Here is a 15,723-nt window from a genome sequence, read left to right on the forward strand (position 1 = left end):
CAGACGTTCGCGATGCCCAACCCTCGTTTGAAGGATGAGCCGCCAAATAGGCTTGTCGCGGGCTCGATTGTCCGGGGAGATAAAGCCGCGCCGGATATCCGTTGAACGGGCCGGCAGCAGGTAGCGCTATCTACTGCGGACCGGCCATCAGGTCAAGGTGCCAGCAACCCCTGCCTGCCCCCGGACAGGACCGTAAATCCCGCTGCGGCCTCATATTTCAGACAAAGCCGAATTGCCCGCCCTCCAGCCAGATGCAAGTCAGGCGGCCGGAGGAGAAGGCCCGCGTATCGATATTGATGCGGTTCGGCCTGATTTCCGGTTCCGGCGCCGGGGTGTGGCCATGGATGATGAGCTTCTCAAACAGCCCCTCATGGTCAAGAAACTCATGCCGGATCCAGGTCCGGTCCACCGCCGATTGCGCCTCCAGTGGAATGCCCGGCCGGACCCCGGCGTGGACGAAATACAGGTCGCCCGCCGCATAGGACAAAACGAGATTGCGATAGAAATCGCGGTGGCTGCCCGGCACTGCGCGCTCAAGCGCATTGGCGAGATGCAGGGCTTCGGTCGCATCCGGCGCCGGTGAAGACGCAATACCGTAGGACGCCAGCGTCTCACGTCCGCCAAGCCCGCCCCAGATCGGCATGATCTTCGGATTGTGCGGGAAATCCAGCACATAGGCCTCGTGATTGCCGCGCAGGAAGATGCAGCGCTCCCGGCGGCTAAGTTCGATCAGCGTATCGACCACACCGCGCGAATCCGGACCGCGATCAATGTAGTCGCCAATGAAGATTCTCAGCGCCTCAACGCCAGAGCGCGCGGCAAGATCGGCATCGATCGCGGCGAGCTTATCCCGCAGCGGACCCGCACAGCCGTGGATGTCGCCGATCGCGTAGATGCGCACACCCTCAGGCGCGCGAAATCCGGAAGGAATGGGCTGGGCTGAAACCGTCATGACAATTTTCCCGGTCCGCTGGCCGGCCAGTAAACCGTATAAAGAATTCCTGCGACGCAGATATCAACCCGGCTTGAGGCATAAAAAATCCCGCATCGTTTGGCGGGAGATCGATGCAGATCAATGCCGCTGCATGTCTGAATCTGCATGTCCGATACTGGCAGGGGCGGCAGGACTCGAACCTGCGACCCTCGGTTTTGGAGACCGATGCTCTACCAACTGAGCTACACCCCTACAGGCGGCTTTCTATAGCCGACCGCTTTGCGTTCGTCACGCCCTTCTCGCCGGATATTTCCGACGCCTTTTCCGGCGGATAACGCAGCTTGACTCGCCCTGCCCCTGCTTCCTTAATAAATCCGGTCCATGAGGCCCTTCGCGAAATCAGGAACCGCGGCTTGAGACGCTTTTCCTCCATGCGCCGCATGTCCTTGGTCTACCGCCTCCTGTCGCTGGTGCTGGTCGCCTGCCTGCCGGGCCTCGCCGCCCTGATCTACTCCTCGCTCGATCTGCGCGACTCCCGCTATCAGGAGGTGAATGCGGAGGCTTTGCGCAACGCGCACTTCGCCGTGTCGGAGCTCGAGCAGATCTTCGAGGGCATCAAGGGCGTTCTGCACACGACCGGCCAGGCGTCGGAAGTTCGCAGCGGCGACTTCGCCGCCTGCCAGCAATATTTGGCACGTGTGCGGACCAAATTGCCGCCGCTGACCTCCATCGTCATCGTCGAGCCAAACGGAGAACCCCGCTGCTTCAGTGAAGGCAGCGTTCCCGCCGTCAATCTCAGCGACCGCTATTATTTCCGCGAGGCCCTGACCACGCGCGAGTTTTCCGTCGGCGATTACACCATGAGCCGTTTGTCCGGCCGCCGCATCGTTCCGGTCGCGCTGCCGGCCGTGACCGGCGACCACATCGATTTCGTCGTCGGCGCCGGCGTCAATCTCGAATGGCTCGGCCGGCAATTGCGCGAACGGGGACTCGCGCCCGGGAGCGCCGTGACCGTGGCGGACCGCAACGGCATCATCGTCGCGCGCGAACCCAATCCGGAAAAATTCATCGGCACGAGCTTTCCGACGCAATACATGTACCTGCTCTCGGCTCTGCCCGGCACGGCGGACGTCCGCAGCCGCGACGGGACCGACCGCATCCTCGGCTACATACCCGCGCCCTACACATCGTTCGGACTCTATGTGTCGAGCGGCATCGCGCGCGCGGAAGCGCTGGGACCGATCGACCGCGCGCTCCGCAGCAGCGTTCTCTTGTTCGTGCTCGGCAGCACGGCTGCCTTCCTGCTGGCATGGCTCGTCGGCGAGGGCATCATCCGCCGCCCCCTGATGCAGATGGTCGCCACGGCGGAAAGCTGGCGGCGGGGACATGATGGCGTTCGCAACCGGCTCGACGGGCGCAACGACGAGATCGGCATGCTCGGCCAGACCTTCGACAGCCTGATGGACGAAAACGCACGGCGTGAGGAAGAGCGTGAGGAATCCGAGGCGCGGCGCGAAATTCTCGTCCACGAACTCGCGCACCGGGTCAAGAACACGCTCGCCACCGTGCAATCCATCGCCTCCATGAGCTTCCGCACCAATCAGGGGCCGGAGGCACTGCGCAATTTTCAGGAACGGCTGCAGGCGCTGGTGCGCAGCCACGACCTTCTGACGCGACACAACTGGCAGCACGCCGATCTGCGCGAGGTTGCGGAAGCAGCCCTCGCGCCTGCGCGCGAAGATCTCGCGCATCGTTTCACGCTGTCAGGACCGCCGGTGGATTTACGCTCGGCCATTGTGGTGCCGATCGCCATGATCTTTCATGAGTTGTGCACCAACTCGATGAAATATGGCGCGCTCTCCAACGATACCGGTCATGTCGAGCTGCGCTGGACCAAGGAGCCGAACGAGATCGGTAACCTCATCAGCCTGACCTGGAGCGAGCGCGGCGGACCGCCGGTGAAAGCGCCGGAGCAAGAAGGCTTTGGCACCCGTCTCATCACCAGCCTGACGCGGCAACTGGGCGGCGGATATGAGGTGCACTATGCCGTGTCCGGCATCGTCTGCGACATCCGCCTCGTGACGCGCCCGGACGCCACACCGGAGCAGGACTCCTGAGCGCCACGCATCTCACGCCGCAGCGCGCGCGTGACGGCGGATCGATTGCGGCGGCTGTCCGAGCACACGCAGGAAAGCCCGGCGCATCCGTTCGCGATCGGCAAAGCCCGTCTCGTTTGCAATCACATCCATCGAATGACGGCCCTCCTCCATCATCAGACGCGCGGCCTCAACGCGCAGATGCTCGACGGCCTTCGCCGGAGACTGTCCGGTCTCGGCGCGGAATGCGCGGCTGAATTGCCGGGGACTGAGATGCGCGGCCTGCGCAAGTTCCTCGACCGACAATACGTTCCCAAGATGGCTCTTGGCGTAGTCGAGCGCGCTCTGGATGCGGTCTGATTTCGGCGCGAGTTCAAGCAACGTCGAAAACTGCGACTGGCCTCCCGTACGGCGATGATAGACGACGAGCTTGCGGGCCACTGACCGCGCCACCTCCGCACCGTGATCCTTCTCGATCATGGCGAGCGCAAGGTCGATGCCGGCCGTCATTCCAGCCGAGGTCCACACCGGCCCGTCCACGATGTAGATGCGATCTTCCTCGACCGTGATCGCGGGATATCGTTGCCGAAGCTCTTGCGCGAAAGCCCAGTGCGTCGTGGCGCGGCGACCATCGAGTACTCCGGCCTCCGCCAGGACAAATGCGCCAATGCAGGGCGCGGCCACTCTGCGCGCCGTCCCCATCGAGCGCCGGACGAATTCCGCCATAGCGGGGGTGACAGGTTCGATTTGCGCGCCCGCGCCGATCACGACGGTATCGAACGTCTCGTCGCCGAACGCTTCGGTCTCGATACAGAAGCCGGCTGAAGAGCGCACGGGCCCACCATTCTCCGACAGCAAGGTCAGCCGATAGGCCGGTTTGCCCAACGTCATGTTGGCCACTTCAAACGCAGACACCACAGCAAACCCCATCGCCTGAAAGCCGGGGAATATCGCCAGCGCAACCTCGTGCATGGGAGCCACCTATGTCCTGAAAAGGTGTTTATATGACATTTAAGACGTCCCGAAAAGTAGGTATCCAATTCGGGAAGACACGGATTGGATCAACAGGAGACGTATCATGGCACTTTCAGCAAAAGGCACTGCACTCATTACTGGCGCATCATCCGGCATTGGTGCGATCTACGCGGAACGCCTCAGCCGCCGCGGCTACAATCTCATTCTGGTCGCGCGCCGGCGCGACAAACTGAATGCCCTCGCCAGCAAGATCGGCGCCGCGACTGGCCGCGCTGTCGAGGTCGTGACCGCCGATCTCGGCAAAAAAGACGACCTGCGGCGAATCGAGAACCTGTTGCGGACCGACGCCAGCATCACCCTGCTGGTGAACAACGCTGGCATCGGCGCCACCGCGCCGCTACTCGATTCCGACATCGACAAAATGGAGGAGATGATCAACCTCAATGCCACCGCGCTGACACGGCTCACCTATGCCGCCGTGCCCGGCTTCGTCGCTCGCGGCGGCGGCACGATCATCAACATAGCTTCGGTCGTCGCTATTGCGCCGGAATTGCTCAACGGAGTCTATGGCGCATCGAAGGCTTTCGTTCTCGCCTTCAGTCAGTCACTCCGCCACGAACTTCAGGATAAGAACATCCGCGTTCAGGCCGTGCTGCCCGGCGCAACAGCCACGGACTTCTGGGATGTTTCGGGACTGCCGCTCGAGAACGTACCCAGCGAATGGGTGATGCCGGCGGAGCGCATGGTCGATGCCGCGTTGTCTGGTCTCGACCAGAATGAATTCGCCACCATTCCCGCACTGCCCGACAATGCGGATCTGGAAGTGTATGAAGCGGCACGCCAGAAGCTGATGCCGAATCTCTCCGGCAAAGAGCCGGCAAAGCGGTACGCGGCTTAGGGGCTACAGACCGATCTGGCGGCGTCGTGAAGTGCAGGCGCCGTCAGATCATGAAACGTCACGCTCGTCCGCGGATCGCGCGCCAGACGAAGATCAGGATGCAGGCACCGATGAAACCGGCGATGAGATAACCGATCCATCCGCCCAGCGCGATGCCGAACAATCCCAAGAGAAAATTCGCCACCGCCGCGCCGACAATGCCGAGCACGATATTCATCAGGATGCCGGTGCCGGTCTTCATAAACATCTCGGCAAACCAGCCGGCCAGACCGCCAACGATGATGGCCGCAATCCAACCAATTTCAGCGCCTTGCATTGCCATGCTCCTTCAGTGTGTGAACGAGAATCCGAGCTTTTGCCGATGGATCGGCCTTGGCAATTCTCCGTACCTGCCGGTCCACAGCCAAGAATGCATACAACTGCGTCACGGCCCCGTGACGATTGCTGCAGGTTCCCTTGGCGGCAATGCCGCGGGCAAGGCTTCCCCGGCATTTGATCCCGGCACACTGGGCAACACCAGCGCGACAATTATTGGCCGCGATTTTTAGGCGCTGACAACGCCAATACGCGGTTGCGCGCGCGATCCGAATCGAAGGCAATGCTCGAATATTCATTCGCGAGCCAGCCGCATGAAGTCGCTGATAACGGGCCTGGTCTTGTTGTTCCTTGGATTCCGGCGCGGCCTTCGCGACCCGGAATTCAGGGCCATCATGTTTCTACTGATCGTCGCCACCCTGATCGGAACATTGGTGTTTCGATCCGTGGAGGGGTGGTCCTGGCTTGATGCGGCCTATTTCAGCGTAGTGTCGCTCACGACCGTGGGCGACGCCAATCTGGCGCCAAGCGTCGCGGTGACGAAGATATTCGCCATGGCGTTTTCACTGGTGGGAATAGGCCTGATGCTGGCGTTCATCTCTCGCCTGACATCGTTCCGGGATGAGGCATCGAACGAAACAGATTGATGCGCCGTCATCCCAAATTGCTTTAACTTCAAATGGTTGAGTTTTCGCGGCGGCTGTTGAGGCCCGTCTGCAGCCGTGCTAGTTCATCACCAGCGCGGGTGTAGCTCAATGGTAGAGCAGCAGCCTTCCAAGCTGAATACGAGGGTTCGATTCCCTTCACCCGCTCCAATCGCACATGGCTTGGAAAAGTTGAGCGATCTTCCGGTTAACGCTGGATTTTTAAAGATTCAGACTCTGGGAAATAACCTGTCGCCTTGGTTGACTTTCCCCCGCCGCTTCCCCCATAAACGCCGCCGACCGGTTGTCCGTGAACGGGCACGCTTTTCAACGTCATTGTGGGCCATCTGACCGCTTCGCGGCGGAGCGATCCAATGACACTGAACTACCGGGGGAGTGTCCCGAGTGGCAAAGGGAGCTGACTGTAAATCAGCCGCCGTATGGCTTCGAAGGTTCGAGTCCTTCTTCCCCCACCATACTGAAAACGCTCGCGGAAAATAAATTTCCGCGAGCGTTTTTGTTGGGCTCCATGCGACCCCTTTGACCGACGAAAGGGTTGCATGCGTGCAACCCCCTTACTGTCCCTTCTGCGCATGTTCCCGCAAAACGTCTGTACTCCTCAGCATCACACTATCGGCTTGCCGATTGCCTTGCAGGAACCCTCGTGAGACAAGCGCGCCATGGCCAGCCGCGATCCATCCTCCCGCTTCAAGGGCTCGAACCGCACGCCGCCGCGCGGACGCGGCGGACCGCCTCATCGGCGGAACCGGGAAGACCGCGACGGCCCCGCGATTCTCTATGGCTGGCACACCGTCACCCTGGCGCTGGCTAACCCGAAGCGGAAGATCCGCAAGCTGTTCGTCACGGAAAACGCGCTGCGCCGCCTTCAGGACGAAAACATCGATCTTAAGAAGCTGACGCCGGAAGTCGTGCGCCCGAGCGTGATCGACCAGCGACTCGGCCCGGACGCCGTGCATCAGGGCCTGCTCGCGGAAGCCGATCCCCTGCCCGCGCTCGATATTTCCGAACTGCCGCAGGACGGCATCGTGCTGGTGCTCGACCAGATCACCGATCCGCACAATGTCGGCGCGATCCTGCGCTCGGCGGCGGCGTTCGCCGTGAAGGCGGTGGTGACGACGGCGCGCCACAGCCCGGAGGCCACCGGCGTGCTGGCGAAATCCGCCTCCGGCGCGCTGGAACTGGTGCCGGTGGTGATCGTGCAGAATCTGGCCCGCGCGCTCACCGAGATGAAGGAGCACGGCTTCCTCACCGTCGGGCTCGACAGCGAAGGCAGCACCAACCTTGCCGAGACGGAATTGCGCGCGCCCCTCGCGCTCGTGCTCGGCGCCGAAGGCAAAGGCCTGCGGCAGTTGACGCGGGAGACCTGCGGCACAGTCGCGCGGCTCGACATGCCGGGCGAGATCAAGAGTCTGAACGTCTCCAACGCCACCGCGCTTGCGCTCTATATCGGCGCGTCGCGGCTTGGGTTGATGAAATAACTGGCTTGATCAAGTAACTGCCAAAAACATTTCGCTCCCCTCCGCATCACGCGAAGAGGAGCGAAACCAGATCAGCCACGATCGATGGATTACATCTTGTTCGGATGCGCGTGAGCGTTGCCGCGCACGACCTTCTCACCGGCCGGATGTCCCGTGTAGTAGTAATGGGTGCGCGGCTTCACGCCACGATTGTGCTGGCGGACATTCGTGCGCTGGTAACGCGCGCGATGATGGTGACGCCAGCGGTAGCTGTACACACGCGGACCCTGGATATAGGCACCGTCATAGTAGTGATGCGAAGCGTGCGCGTACGGGCCGCCATTGTAGCCGTAGTAATACGGCCGGCTGTAAGCCGCCCAGCCCGACACCGAGCGCTCCTGATAGGTCGGCACCGGCGCGATGTCGCCCGGACCGGTATAGGTCGGCCCCTGGTTGACGTAGTAGTACTGCGGGCCGGCATCGAGGTTCGGCAACTGCTCGCGGAACGTCACACCGCAACCGCTCGCGACATAACCGCAGCCATAGGCCGTTGCGCCCGACGTAAACAAACCGCCGCCGCAACCGTTGTAGCAGGCCATCGCCGGAACGGCGCTGACCATCGCCCCGATCATCGCGGCGAGACCCAGAACCTTGAAACGCATACGCACTCTCCTGTCGGTTATTTATTGTGTCTTAATGTCTGAAGCGTGGGGTGACTTCCGGCGCGACAATGACCGGCGGCGGATAGGCTGGCACGGTCTGTTGCGGAGGTGCCGACTGCGCCGACCATGACTGATGATAACTTTCCGCAGGCTGCGGTAATTTGCGGTTCGCCGAGGGTTGAATCTCAAGGCGGCCATAACCCGGACGGCGGCCGAGCGAAGGATAGTAGTGGCCGACGGGCGGGCCTTCGTAATAATCCCAGCCGCCATAGACCGTCGGCTGCACATGGACGCCACGCGAGAGCCCCCAGTCGCCTTCGACCATGGCGTACGTCGCATCGCGCCCGTTGATCATGACCGGGACGCCGGGCTTGCCCGGAACGGCGATCACGCCACCGCTATCCGCAAATGCAAGCACTGTGCTGCCGACCAGAACTGCGAGCGAGACGACGATACGCATCAGAACAACCTTCCGAATTCGCTTCAATCCTAATTCAGCCATGGCCGCCATAAGTTAAGAGGCAGGCGCAATCGCGCGGTAAGGCTAACGCGCAAGCATGATGTCGCGTTCAATTGCAGCAACCGGGAACTAAAATACGAATAAGATCAGCGGTTAACGAAAGGCAAATGCAGCGGACGCAGGCCCCTGCACAGCCGCCGGGCTTAACTTCGGCCCCGTTTGCGACATTCCCGCTGGCGTACGGATCACAGAACGCGAGGCCGTGACGGGCAACGTCGAACAGCACGAACCGTTCTGAATGGTGCCGGCGGAGAGGATCGAACTCCCGACCTTCGGTTTACAAAACCGCTGCACTACCGCTGTGCTACGCCGGCAACGGGCCAACAGCTATCAGCGCCGGGCGAGCCGGACAAGACCGCCCCGGCAGGCATGTCTCCCTTCCGGAACCGGCCCGGGAGGCCCTCATACACAAGCCTTCCACAGGTGCGCTGTGAATTGCGGGCAAAAGGTAAGGATGTGCCGAACCGCCTCATGGGTGTCCGACTTGGGAGTTATCGACAGCTCACCGCGTAGAGAGGGAGTAACCTGATGGCGTCTTCAGAATTTCCGGCCGACCGTTATGATGTGCTGATCGACGAGACCATTGCGAGCTGCGACGGCAACCTGCGCAGCGCCGTGCGCGCGCTCCTGATCGCCAATGAGCACCTCGAAACCGAAAACTCCCAGTTGAAGCATTACGTCGATATCTCAACCCGCATCGAAGCCGCGAATCAAGGCTACCTCAACTGAGGCACCCCGCCTCGGCGCCTGCGTTACATATACGACCACAGGCAGAGCGTGTTCGCGACCACCGCAACGGTCAAGGCGAGTGTAAGGGCACGATCCATCATGGCTGTTCGCTCGGCAGTCTGAGGGGCGAGAATCGCCCCAGTCGCTGCCGGGATTTGAAGGAGATTCGGGGGAAGAGTCCCATGCTTTGTTTTTTCGCGGGTGTCTTGCGGAAAAACCGGTTCCGAGTCCGTCTGCCGATTCTCGGAACAGAGCATTCCTCTCAATTCATCCAGACGATGCCGCCATTGAGTGTCGCCGCATAGGCGACCCATGCGAGATACGGCGCCAGCAACCACGCCGCGATACGATCCACCCGTACGCTCGCCACCATCGTCAGAGCGATTGCGGCAAGCAACAGCACGATATCGATCAGCGCCGCGCGCGTCGCATGCGCGCTGAAAAACAGCGGTGACCATGCCGCGTTGAGTGCCAGTTGAATGAGAAACAGCGCGATCGCCCAGTTGCGCGCCGATGATGGCGCGGCCTTCTCCCACAACCGCCACAGCGCCACCGCCATCAGGCTGTAGAGTGCTGTCCAGACGATCGGGAAAAGAGACGCTGGCGGCGTCCATGACGGCTTCGCCAGTTCATTGTACCAACCCGCGATCTGCGGCCGCGTCACGATGCCCTGCACGGCGGCGATGCCGAGGCACAGCACCAGACAGGCCGCAAGCCGAGTCGTCGTCCGGAACTGCATCGCAGGCCTCACCGTGTTAGCTTCTCCAACTCGGGAAACGGAGCATAGTTCGCCCCCGCGCAGATTTCGCCCGGCTTCTCGATCAGGCGGTCGAGACGGCCGTCGATGTAGACCACCGCACGCTCCTTCACCGGCGTATAGCTGCCCTCGAGATTCTTGGCGCTGTAGCGCAGGCAGGTAACGTAACGCTGCCGTCCGCCGACTTCGCGCTGCATCGGCTCCGCGATCGCCGCGCTGCGCACGTCGGTTGGATCGTTCAGATATGTGTGCAGGAATGCGAGCAGTTGGGGGCGATAATTCTTGGGAAACGGCTGATCGCTGACGCCGCGGTCAGCGGTATAAGTGACGCCATCGTAATCCGCGCTGCCGAACGCGCACCCGCCAAGCATCAGAACGATGGTCAATAGCGGCATGGCGCGACGCACTGCGCGGCGTGCCGCTGTCTCCCATTTGCAACGCAGATCGGGGAAGTCCATCGCGCAGAGATTCTCGGACATTGTGGCGTTGACACGACACCGCCACCCCGCTTGATTGCGGGCACGGTACAGGTGCCGGCGCAAGCCGGCGTAATAGGGAATTCGGTGCCGTCGCGCTGAGGGCATATTTCGCACACCTTCTCCGGCGCGGCAATTCCGAAGCTGCCCCCGCAACTGTCAGCGGTGAGCCGCTGTCCATCATGCCACTGAGCACGGCCCATGCCGGCTTGGGAAGGCGGACAGCAGCGACGATCCGCGAGCCAGGAGACCTGCCTGCGCCGGTCATCCATCCGTCGCGCGGGGCGTGCGAAGGAGCGGCTTCCGCAGCGGTGACATGACATGAACCGTTGCGGAGACATGCCTCTGGCCTTCTCCAGTCCCGATGTGAAGCCTCGCTTTCATATCATGCGCCTGGAAGCCTGATCGTTCTCCGCCTGCAAGATTTCGGTGGGGGCCGAACGTGACATTACATCAATCATCCTCGCGCAGGCGCATCTCGCCTGCTTTGCTCTCAGCATTGCTGGCGAGCGCAGCTTTCATTCCATCCGCGCACGCCGAGCCAGCCGAACCGCCGCTGCCTGCAATTCAGGTCAGCCCTGCGCCGAAGAAGCCGAACCAGCATCTACCGAAAAATAGGAAGCGCGTGGATGCGAAGCCGAAGCCTGCCGAAGCATCTGCCGCTTCCGCCAATCTGCCGAACAACCTCGTGACCTCGCCGACCACGATCCCTACTCCGGTCAGCCAGATTGCCAGCTCGATCACCGTGATCACGGCAAAGGATATTCAGGACACACAGCGGCGAACCGTGCCGGATCTGCTCCAGACCGTTCCCGGTCTCAATGTTGCACCTAATGCTCCGGGCGGACTGACATCCGTTTTCATCCGCGGCGCAAACTCCTATCACACCAAGGTCCTCATCGACGGCATCGACGTGAGCGATCCATCGAGTCCCAATCGCGCGTTCGATTTCGGTCCGCTGACGACATTCGGCCTCGAACAGGTCGAAGTTCTTCGCGGCCCGCAGGGTGGCCTGTACGGATCGGACGCGATGGGCGGCGTCATCTCAATGACAACCAAGACCGGCAATGGCGCGCCGCAATGGTCCACGCTGCTCGAAGGTGGATCGTTCGGGACGTTCAATCAGGCAACCTCGGTCAGCGGTTCGACCAGCGACACACGCTATGCTTTCACCACATCGCACATGCGGGTTGACTCAACACCGGTCGTACCACTCTCCAGCCTGCCTCCAGGGCAGAAGCGCAACAACGACTTCTATGACAACCTGACCTTCCACGGCAAAGTCAGCCACGACTTCTCCGAGATGTTCTCGGTCAATGCCGTCGCCCGCTACACGGATGCTCACCTTCGGTATACGGAGAGCGATGGTTTCAATCCGGTGACGTTTGCAACCGTCCCCAACCCGATCCAGTCCCGGTCCGACAGCAAGCAGTTCAACGGCCTCGTTGAGGGCGTATTCAAATTACTCGACGGGCGCTTCAACAACCATGTCGGCGTGACCTACACCGACGTTCAGCGGAACACGACCGACCCTTATGGTCCTCCGTTTTATGGATCAGACACCCCAAACAGCAGCTACCATGGCGATCGTGCGAAAGTGTACTGGAGAAGCGATCTTGCGCTTGTGAGGGGACAGACGCTTGTCACCGGCGTGGAGCATGAAACCGAACGGGGGCGCATCGACCAGGCCGTCTTCAACATTCCCGTGGCTGCCGGCTCGATTCAAAACCTCGGCAGCTATGCCGAATTGCAATCCAATTTCTTCGACCGGCTTTTTATCGTGTCAAACGTGCGTCATGACCAGAACGATCATTTTGGCGGGCACGACACGTTCCGTGTTGCGCCGGCGATCGTCATTCCGGAAACCGGCACCAAGCTCAAGGCAAGCTATGGCACCGGCTTTCACGCGCCCTCAATCGATCAATTGTATTCAACCAACCCTGCTTTCGGCGTCGTCTCGAACCTCAACCTGAAGCCGGAGGAAAGCAAAGGCTACGATTACGGCTTCGAGCAAGCCCTGTTCAACAAGCGCTTACAGTTTGGCGGCACCTGGTATCATAACAGCTTCAACAATCTCATTGAGAGCTTCCAGCCAGTCCCGACCGACCCGACGCTCTTTTCATACGAAAACGTCGCACTCGCGACGACCCACGGCCTCGAAGCCTTCACCTCGTTCGCACTCACAGAGTCCCTCACGCTTCGCGGCGACTACACCCACACGATTGCCACGGACGACACCAAGCACATCGCGTTAAAACGTCGTCCGGCCCATAAGTGGAGCGCGCAAGCCAAATGGGCGGCAACCGACAAACTGACGCTGACGGCGACCGCGCTTTGGATCAGTTCGTGGAGCGACGCTGACGCAACAGGGGCCACTGTGCGCGCGCCTGGCTATCAGCTCCTCAACCTCGCGGCGAACTACAAAGTCGATCAGAACTGGTCGGTGTTCGGACGCATCGATAACGTGCTCGATCGCCATTACCAAAATCCGCTCGGCTTCGAGAAAACCGGCATCGGCGTCTATGGCGGCCTGCGGTTCGTGACGAACTAAAAACAAAGCCGGTCCGTGGACGGGGGAATCCACGAACCGGCTCTCAATTCAGCGGACGCAGCCGGGGCAAGCCGCGCCGCTGTCGTCAATCAACCATGATGACGATGCTTCACGACCACGCGCTTGGTGTGGTGATGCGGACGCACATGGTGACGATGATGCTTCTTCACCATGTGGGCGTTGGCATTCGCCACCGACGGCTTCAGAACCTGAGAATGGGTGATCGTTTTTTGCGTCTTGATCACGGTCGCGGCCATCGCCGGCGCAACCATCACCGAGGCGGCAACAATGGCGGCTGAAATGATCTTCAACATGGCAAACTCCTGTTTCGGGATCAGAGCGCAATGGGCCGAATGGCCGAAGCGGTGATCGTGGCCCGATGATGAGCCGCGCGCACTGAACTCAAACTGAAGCCGCCAAACGGTTTCTGTTCATCTGCATGACATCTTGTTAATGTCGATTTCGTCCCGTCCGCGCCTGCGAGCGAGCCATCTTGCGGCGTTAACGCTGTTAAAGGGTCGCGGACGGAGCACATTTCCCCCAGTACCGCAGGAGGCAAAGACCGGATACACTTGAGGAATTCACGCCAATCCGGCCTGCGCCCTACGGGGTTAACCAGCCTTCATGACCGTCGAGAGCAAATACCAACGCATTGCCTTTGTCGCGAGCCCGGTGCTGGAAGCCCAGCGCGCGCTGGCGCAATTGTCGTCGGACTACGGCAATCGCGAAGTCGAGGATGCCGATGTCGTGGTGGCGCTCGGCGGCGACGGGCTGATGCTGCGCACGCTGCATGAGCGGATGCGCTCCGGTACGCCGATCTACGGCATGCATCGCGGCACCGTCGGCTTCCTGATGAACGAATACAGCCGCCACGGGCTGATCGAACGCCTGAATGCCGCGCGGCTGACCGTCATCAATCCGCTTTTGATGCGCGCGACTGACGCCGCAGGTGAAGTGCATGTGCACCACGCCATCAACGAAGTCGCCTTGTTTCGCCAGATCTATCAGGCCGCGCGGCTGCGCATCCTGATCGACGAGCAGGTGCGGATGCCCGAACTGATTTCGGACGGCATTCTCGTTGCCACGCCGGCCGGTTCGACCGCCTATAACTATTCGGCGCAGGGACCGATCATTCCCATCACGGCAAACCTTTTGGCGCTGACGCCGATCAACGCCTTCCGCCCACGGCGATGGCGCGGCGCCCTGCTCGCAAGCTCCGCCCACATCACCATCGAGGTGCTGGAGGACGAGCGGCGTCCGGTGGCCGCGGTCGCCGACCATAATGAAGTGCGCTACGTCACCCGCGTCGAGGTGCTGACCGACAAGAGCATCTCGATCCGCATGCTGTTCGACCCCGGCCACAGCCTGGAAGAGCGTATCCTGAGTGAGCAGTTCGGCGTTTAACCGCAGGCAGATGCCTCGGACTGCGCGTTTATGCTTAACCGGGCGTTAACGGCCGCCAGCCTAGACTTTTCCCATATCGGCGTCCCTCTACGTGGCTGTGCATGTTCCGCATCGACTTCAACAAACTGCGGTTTCTCGTCTGCGACGACAACGCGCATATGCGGCGTATTCTGCGTACGCTGTTGCACTCGTTCGGCGCACGCGAAGTCTATGAAGCCGAAGACGGCGCCACCGCGCTTGAAATGTACAGCCATTATGTCCCCGACATCGTCATCACCGACTGGTCGATGCCGATTTTCGACGGGCTCGAACTCGCGCAGATGATCCGCCAGCCGGACGGCGTCGGCAATCCGTATGCGCCGATCATCATGCTCACCGGCCATTCGGAGAAGCGTCGCGTCATGACCGCGCGTGACGCGGGCGTCACCGAATTCCTCGCCAAGCCGATCTCCGCCAAGGGGCTCTACCAGCGTATCCTGAACGTGGTGGCATCCCCCCGGCCCTTCATCCGCACCAAGAGCTATTTTGGTCCGGACCGGCGGCGCAACACCTCCAATACCTATATCGGTCTCGACCGCCGCAACGGCGGCAAGGCCGAAATCCTGCAGCAACCCTCGCTGTTGGATAAAGCCCGCAGCCCCGGATAGCGGCCATGGCCAAAGACAAAACCGGCAGCCTCAAGGTCGAAACCTTCGAAGCCCATCAGGTCATCACCCAGCCGAATCCGTTGCGCAAATTCGTGCGCCATGCGGATGATCGCGACACCGACGACCCGATCGCGCGCGCCGAGGAGGCACTCGCCGGCCTGTCCGGTGAATTCAAGAGCTGGATGGACGAGGAATGCGCCCGCCTCGCGCACGCGTTCGAAGTGGTGGCGAAGGATGGTTTCACCAGCCAGAACCGGGAAGAGCTGTTCCGCGCAGCCCATGACATCAAGGGCGATGCCACCACGTTCGGCTATCCCAAGGCGGCGGTCGCCGCCGAAAGCCTCTGCCGCATTCTCGAACATGCGCCCGAACTCACTACGGTGCCGTCGGACCTGATCGCCCATCATGTTCACGCCATTCAGGCCATCGTGCGCGAACTGCCGAAGAGCAGTTCGAAAAAAGACACGGCGGATGAACTGAGCGTCCGTTTGCGCAAACTGGCCGACGAATTCCTGATTGAGGCCAATCGCGACCGCCCCGAACACCTCGAGGCCGTGCTGGCGCCGAGCATCGTACCAGCGGACTAAACGCCCCCCACTTCCTCACCGGCAAACAAAAAGCGCCGCTCAACAGCGGC

17 protein-coding genes, 4 tRNA genes and 1 riboswitch are annotated in these 15,723 nt (G+C 61.3%); of the genes, 11 read left to right on the plus strand and 10 right to left on the minus strand.

Annotation, left to right across the window (positions count from 1 at the left end):
- Positions 1-217: 217 nt before the first annotated feature.
- Positions 218-952: a metallophosphoesterase family protein gene (locus AFIDRAFT_RS17905; protein WP_009341076.1), complete on the minus strand. Its 735-nt coding sequence runs from the start codon at positions 950-952 to the stop codon at positions 218-220.
- Between the two features lie 158 nt (positions 953-1,110).
- A tRNA-Trp gene (locus tag AFIDRAFT_RS17910) sits at positions 1,111-1,186 on the minus strand.
- A 179-nt stretch (positions 1,187-1,365) separates the two neighbouring features.
- Here AFIDRAFT_RS17910 and AFIDRAFT_RS17915 point away from each other — a divergent pair.
- Entirely contained in the window at positions 1,366-3,051 is a 1,686-nt protein-coding gene (locus AFIDRAFT_RS17915) for a sensor histidine kinase (RefSeq protein ID WP_040298682.1), read from the plus strand.
- 12 nt (positions 3,052-3,063) lie between these two features.
- On the opposite strand, the gene AFIDRAFT_RS17920 is transcribed toward AFIDRAFT_RS17915, so the two are convergent.
- On the minus strand, positions 3,064-4,002 hold the full coding sequence (locus AFIDRAFT_RS17920) for a GlxA family transcriptional regulator (RefSeq protein ID WP_009341079.1): 939 nt from the start codon (positions 4,000-4,002) through the stop codon (positions 3,064-3,066).
- Positions 4,003-4,108: 106 nt separating this feature from the next.
- Here AFIDRAFT_RS17920 and AFIDRAFT_RS17925 point away from each other — a divergent pair, with 106 nt between their 5' ends.
- Entirely contained in the window at positions 4,109-4,903 is a 795-nt protein-coding gene (locus AFIDRAFT_RS17925; protein WP_009341080.1) for an SDR family NAD(P)-dependent oxidoreductase, read from the plus strand.
- A 58-nt stretch (positions 4,904-4,961) separates the two neighbouring features.
- Here AFIDRAFT_RS17925 and AFIDRAFT_RS17930 read toward each other — a convergent pair whose 3' ends face one another.
- Positions 4,962-5,219, minus strand: a complete 258-nt coding sequence (locus AFIDRAFT_RS17930) for a GlsB/YeaQ/YmgE family stress response membrane protein (RefSeq protein WP_009341081.1) — start codon at positions 5,217-5,219, stop codon at positions 4,962-4,964.
- Between the two features lie 313 nt (positions 5,220-5,532).
- On the opposite strand from AFIDRAFT_RS17930, the gene AFIDRAFT_RS17940 reads away from it, so the two are divergent.
- The 4 genes from AFIDRAFT_RS17940 to rlmB all read left to right on the plus strand — a co-directional run bounded on the left by AFIDRAFT_RS17940 (position 5,533) and on the right by rlmB (position 7,361).
- Positions 5,533-5,865, plus strand: coding sequence for a potassium channel family protein (locus AFIDRAFT_RS17940; protein ID WP_009341082.1), 333 nt, complete (start codon positions 5,533-5,535; stop codon positions 5,863-5,865).
- Positions 5,866-5,959: 94 nt separating this feature from the next.
- Positions 5,960-6,033: transfer RNA gene (locus AFIDRAFT_RS17945), tRNA-Gly, on the plus strand.
- A gap of 219 nt (positions 6,034-6,252) precedes the next feature.
- Positions 6,253-6,338, plus strand: a tRNA-Tyr gene (locus AFIDRAFT_RS17950).
- A gap of 204 nt (positions 6,339-6,542) precedes the next feature.
- The gene (gene rlmB / locus AFIDRAFT_RS17955; RefSeq protein ID WP_009341083.1) at positions 6,543-7,361 is read left to right on the plus strand and encodes a 23S rRNA (guanosine(2251)-2'-O)-methyltransferase RlmB; all 819 of its coding nucleotides are present in this window, start codon (positions 6,543-6,545) and stop codon (positions 7,359-7,361) included.
- An 89-nt stretch (positions 7,362-7,450) separates the two neighbouring features.
- Here rlmB and AFIDRAFT_RS17960 read toward each other — a convergent pair whose 3' ends face one another.
- The 3 genes from AFIDRAFT_RS17960 to AFIDRAFT_RS17970 form a co-directional block, all read right to left on the minus strand.
- Positions 7,451-8,002: a hypothetical protein gene (locus AFIDRAFT_RS17960; RefSeq protein ID WP_009341084.1), complete on the minus strand. Its 552-nt coding sequence runs from the start codon at positions 8,000-8,002 to the stop codon at positions 7,451-7,453.
- Between the two features lie 31 nt (positions 8,003-8,033).
- Positions 8,034-8,462 carry a hypothetical protein gene (locus AFIDRAFT_RS17965; RefSeq protein WP_009341085.1) on the minus strand — a complete coding sequence of 143 codons (429 nt, stop codon included), beginning with the start codon at positions 8,460-8,462 and terminating at the stop codon, positions 8,034-8,036.
- A 299-nt stretch (positions 8,463-8,761) separates the two neighbouring features.
- Positions 8,762-8,836 (minus strand) — tRNA-Thr (locus AFIDRAFT_RS17970).
- 214 nt (positions 8,837-9,050) lie between these two features.
- Between AFIDRAFT_RS17970 and AFIDRAFT_RS17975 the strand changes: the two genes are divergently transcribed.
- Positions 9,051-9,251, plus strand: coding sequence for a hypothetical protein (locus AFIDRAFT_RS17975; RefSeq protein WP_009341086.1), 201 nt, complete (start codon positions 9,051-9,053; stop codon positions 9,249-9,251).
- Between the two features lie 262 nt (positions 9,252-9,513).
- On the opposite strand, the gene AFIDRAFT_RS17985 is transcribed toward AFIDRAFT_RS17975, so the two are convergent.
- Positions 9,514-9,990, minus strand: a complete 477-nt coding sequence (locus AFIDRAFT_RS17985) for a TspO/MBR family protein (protein WP_009341087.1) — start codon at positions 9,988-9,990, stop codon at positions 9,514-9,516.
- An 8-nt stretch (positions 9,991-9,998) separates the two neighbouring features.
- Complete coding sequence (locus AFIDRAFT_RS17990; protein WP_040298685.1) at positions 9,999-10,487, minus strand: hypothetical protein; 489 nt, start codon at positions 10,485-10,487, stop codon at positions 9,999-10,001.
- Between the two features lie 32 nt (positions 10,488-10,519).
- Positions 10,520-10,757: riboswitch (cobalamin riboswitch) on the plus strand.
- 169 nt (positions 10,758-10,926) lie between these two features.
- On the opposite strand from AFIDRAFT_RS17990, the gene AFIDRAFT_RS17995 reads away from it, so the two are divergent.
- Positions 10,927-13,035 carry a TonB-dependent receptor domain-containing protein gene (locus AFIDRAFT_RS17995; RefSeq protein ID WP_040298686.1) on the plus strand — a complete coding sequence of 703 codons (2,109 nt, stop codon included), beginning with the start codon at positions 10,927-10,929 and terminating at the stop codon, positions 13,033-13,035.
- 89 nt (positions 13,036-13,124) lie between these two features.
- Here the strand turns inward: AFIDRAFT_RS17995 and AFIDRAFT_RS18000 are convergent, their stop codons facing one another.
- Positions 13,125-13,349, minus strand: coding sequence for a His-rich protein BRANT (locus AFIDRAFT_RS18000; RefSeq protein ID WP_009341090.1), 225 nt, complete (start codon positions 13,347-13,349; stop codon positions 13,125-13,127).
- Between the two features lie 310 nt (positions 13,350-13,659).
- Here AFIDRAFT_RS18000 and AFIDRAFT_RS18005 point away from each other — a divergent pair, with 310 nt between their 5' ends.
- The 3 genes from AFIDRAFT_RS18005 (at position 13,660) to AFIDRAFT_RS18015 (ending at position 15,673) form a co-directional block, all read left to right on the plus strand.
- Positions 13,660-14,439 carry an NAD kinase gene (locus AFIDRAFT_RS18005; protein WP_009341091.1) on the plus strand — a complete coding sequence of 260 codons (780 nt, stop codon included), beginning with the start codon at positions 13,660-13,662 and terminating at the stop codon, positions 14,437-14,439.
- 101 nt (positions 14,440-14,540) lie between these two features.
- A complete protein-coding gene (locus AFIDRAFT_RS18010) occupies positions 14,541-15,086 on the plus strand; it encodes a response regulator (protein WP_009341092.1) in 546 nt (181 codons plus the stop codon).
- Positions 15,087-15,091: 5 nt separating this feature from the next.
- Entirely contained in the window at positions 15,092-15,673 is a 582-nt protein-coding gene (locus AFIDRAFT_RS18015; RefSeq protein ID WP_009341093.1) for an Hpt domain-containing protein, read from the plus strand.
- Positions 15,674-15,723 lie beyond the last annotated feature (50 nt).

The organism is Afipia sp. 1NLS2, from assembly GCF_000178995.1.
Taxonomy (GTDB): domain Bacteria; phylum Pseudomonadota; class Alphaproteobacteria; order Rhizobiales; family Xanthobacteraceae; genus Afipia.

Bases quoted from the DNA above. Each gene is read 5' to 3' on its own strand.
- AFIDRAFT_RS17965 (WP_009341085.1), bottom strand. From the start codon at position 8,462: ATGCGTATCGTCGTCTCGCTCGCAGTTCTGGTCGGCAGCACAGTGCTT.
- rlmB (WP_009341083.1), top strand. From the start codon at position 6,543: ATGGCCAGCCGCGATCCATCCTCCCGCTTCAAGGGCTCGAACCGCACG.
- AFIDRAFT_RS17940 (WP_009341082.1), top strand. From the start codon at position 5,533: ATGAAGTCGCTGATAACGGGCCTGGTCTTGTTGTTCCTTGGATTCCGG.
- AFIDRAFT_RS17915 (WP_040298682.1), top strand. From the start codon at position 1,366: ATGCGCCGCATGTCCTTGGTCTACCGCCTCCTGTCGCTGGTGCTGGTC.
- AFIDRAFT_RS18015 (WP_009341093.1), top strand. From the start codon at position 15,092: ATGGCCAAAGACAAAACCGGCAGCCTCAAGGTCGAAACCTTCGAAGCC.
- AFIDRAFT_RS17975 (WP_009341086.1), top strand. From the start codon at position 9,051: ATGGCGTCTTCAGAATTTCCGGCCGACCGTTATGATGTGCTGATCGAC.
- AFIDRAFT_RS17925 (WP_009341080.1), top strand. From the start codon at position 4,109: ATGGCACTTTCAGCAAAAGGCACTGCACTCATTACTGGCGCATCATCC.
- AFIDRAFT_RS17920 (WP_009341079.1), bottom strand. From the start codon at position 4,002: ATGCACGAGGTTGCGCTGGCGATATTCCCCGGCTTTCAGGCGATGGGG.
- AFIDRAFT_RS17990 (WP_040298685.1), bottom strand. From the start codon at position 10,487: ATGTCCGAGAATCTCTGCGCGATGGACTTCCCCGATCTGCGTTGCAAA.
- AFIDRAFT_RS17930 (WP_009341081.1), bottom strand. From the start codon at position 5,219: ATGCAAGGCGCTGAAATTGGTTGGATTGCGGCCATCATCGTTGGCGGT.
- AFIDRAFT_RS18010 (WP_009341092.1), top strand. From the start codon at position 14,541: ATGTTCCGCATCGACTTCAACAAACTGCGGTTTCTCGTCTGCGACGAC.
- AFIDRAFT_RS17985 (WP_009341087.1), bottom strand. From the start codon at position 9,990: ATGCAGTTCCGGACGACGACTCGGCTTGCGGCCTGTCTGGTGCTGTGC.
- AFIDRAFT_RS18005 (WP_009341091.1), top strand. From the start codon at position 13,660: ATGACCGTCGAGAGCAAATACCAACGCATTGCCTTTGTCGCGAGCCCG.
- AFIDRAFT_RS18000 (WP_009341090.1), bottom strand. From the start codon at position 13,349: ATGTTGAAGATCATTTCAGCCGCCATTGTTGCCGCCTCGGTGATGGTT.
- AFIDRAFT_RS17960 (WP_009341084.1), bottom strand. From the start codon at position 8,002: ATGCGTTTCAAGGTTCTGGGTCTCGCCGCGATGATCGGGGCGATGGTC.
- AFIDRAFT_RS17905 (WP_009341076.1), bottom strand. From the start codon at position 952: ATGACGGTTTCAGCCCAGCCCATTCCTTCCGGATTTCGCGCGCCTGAG.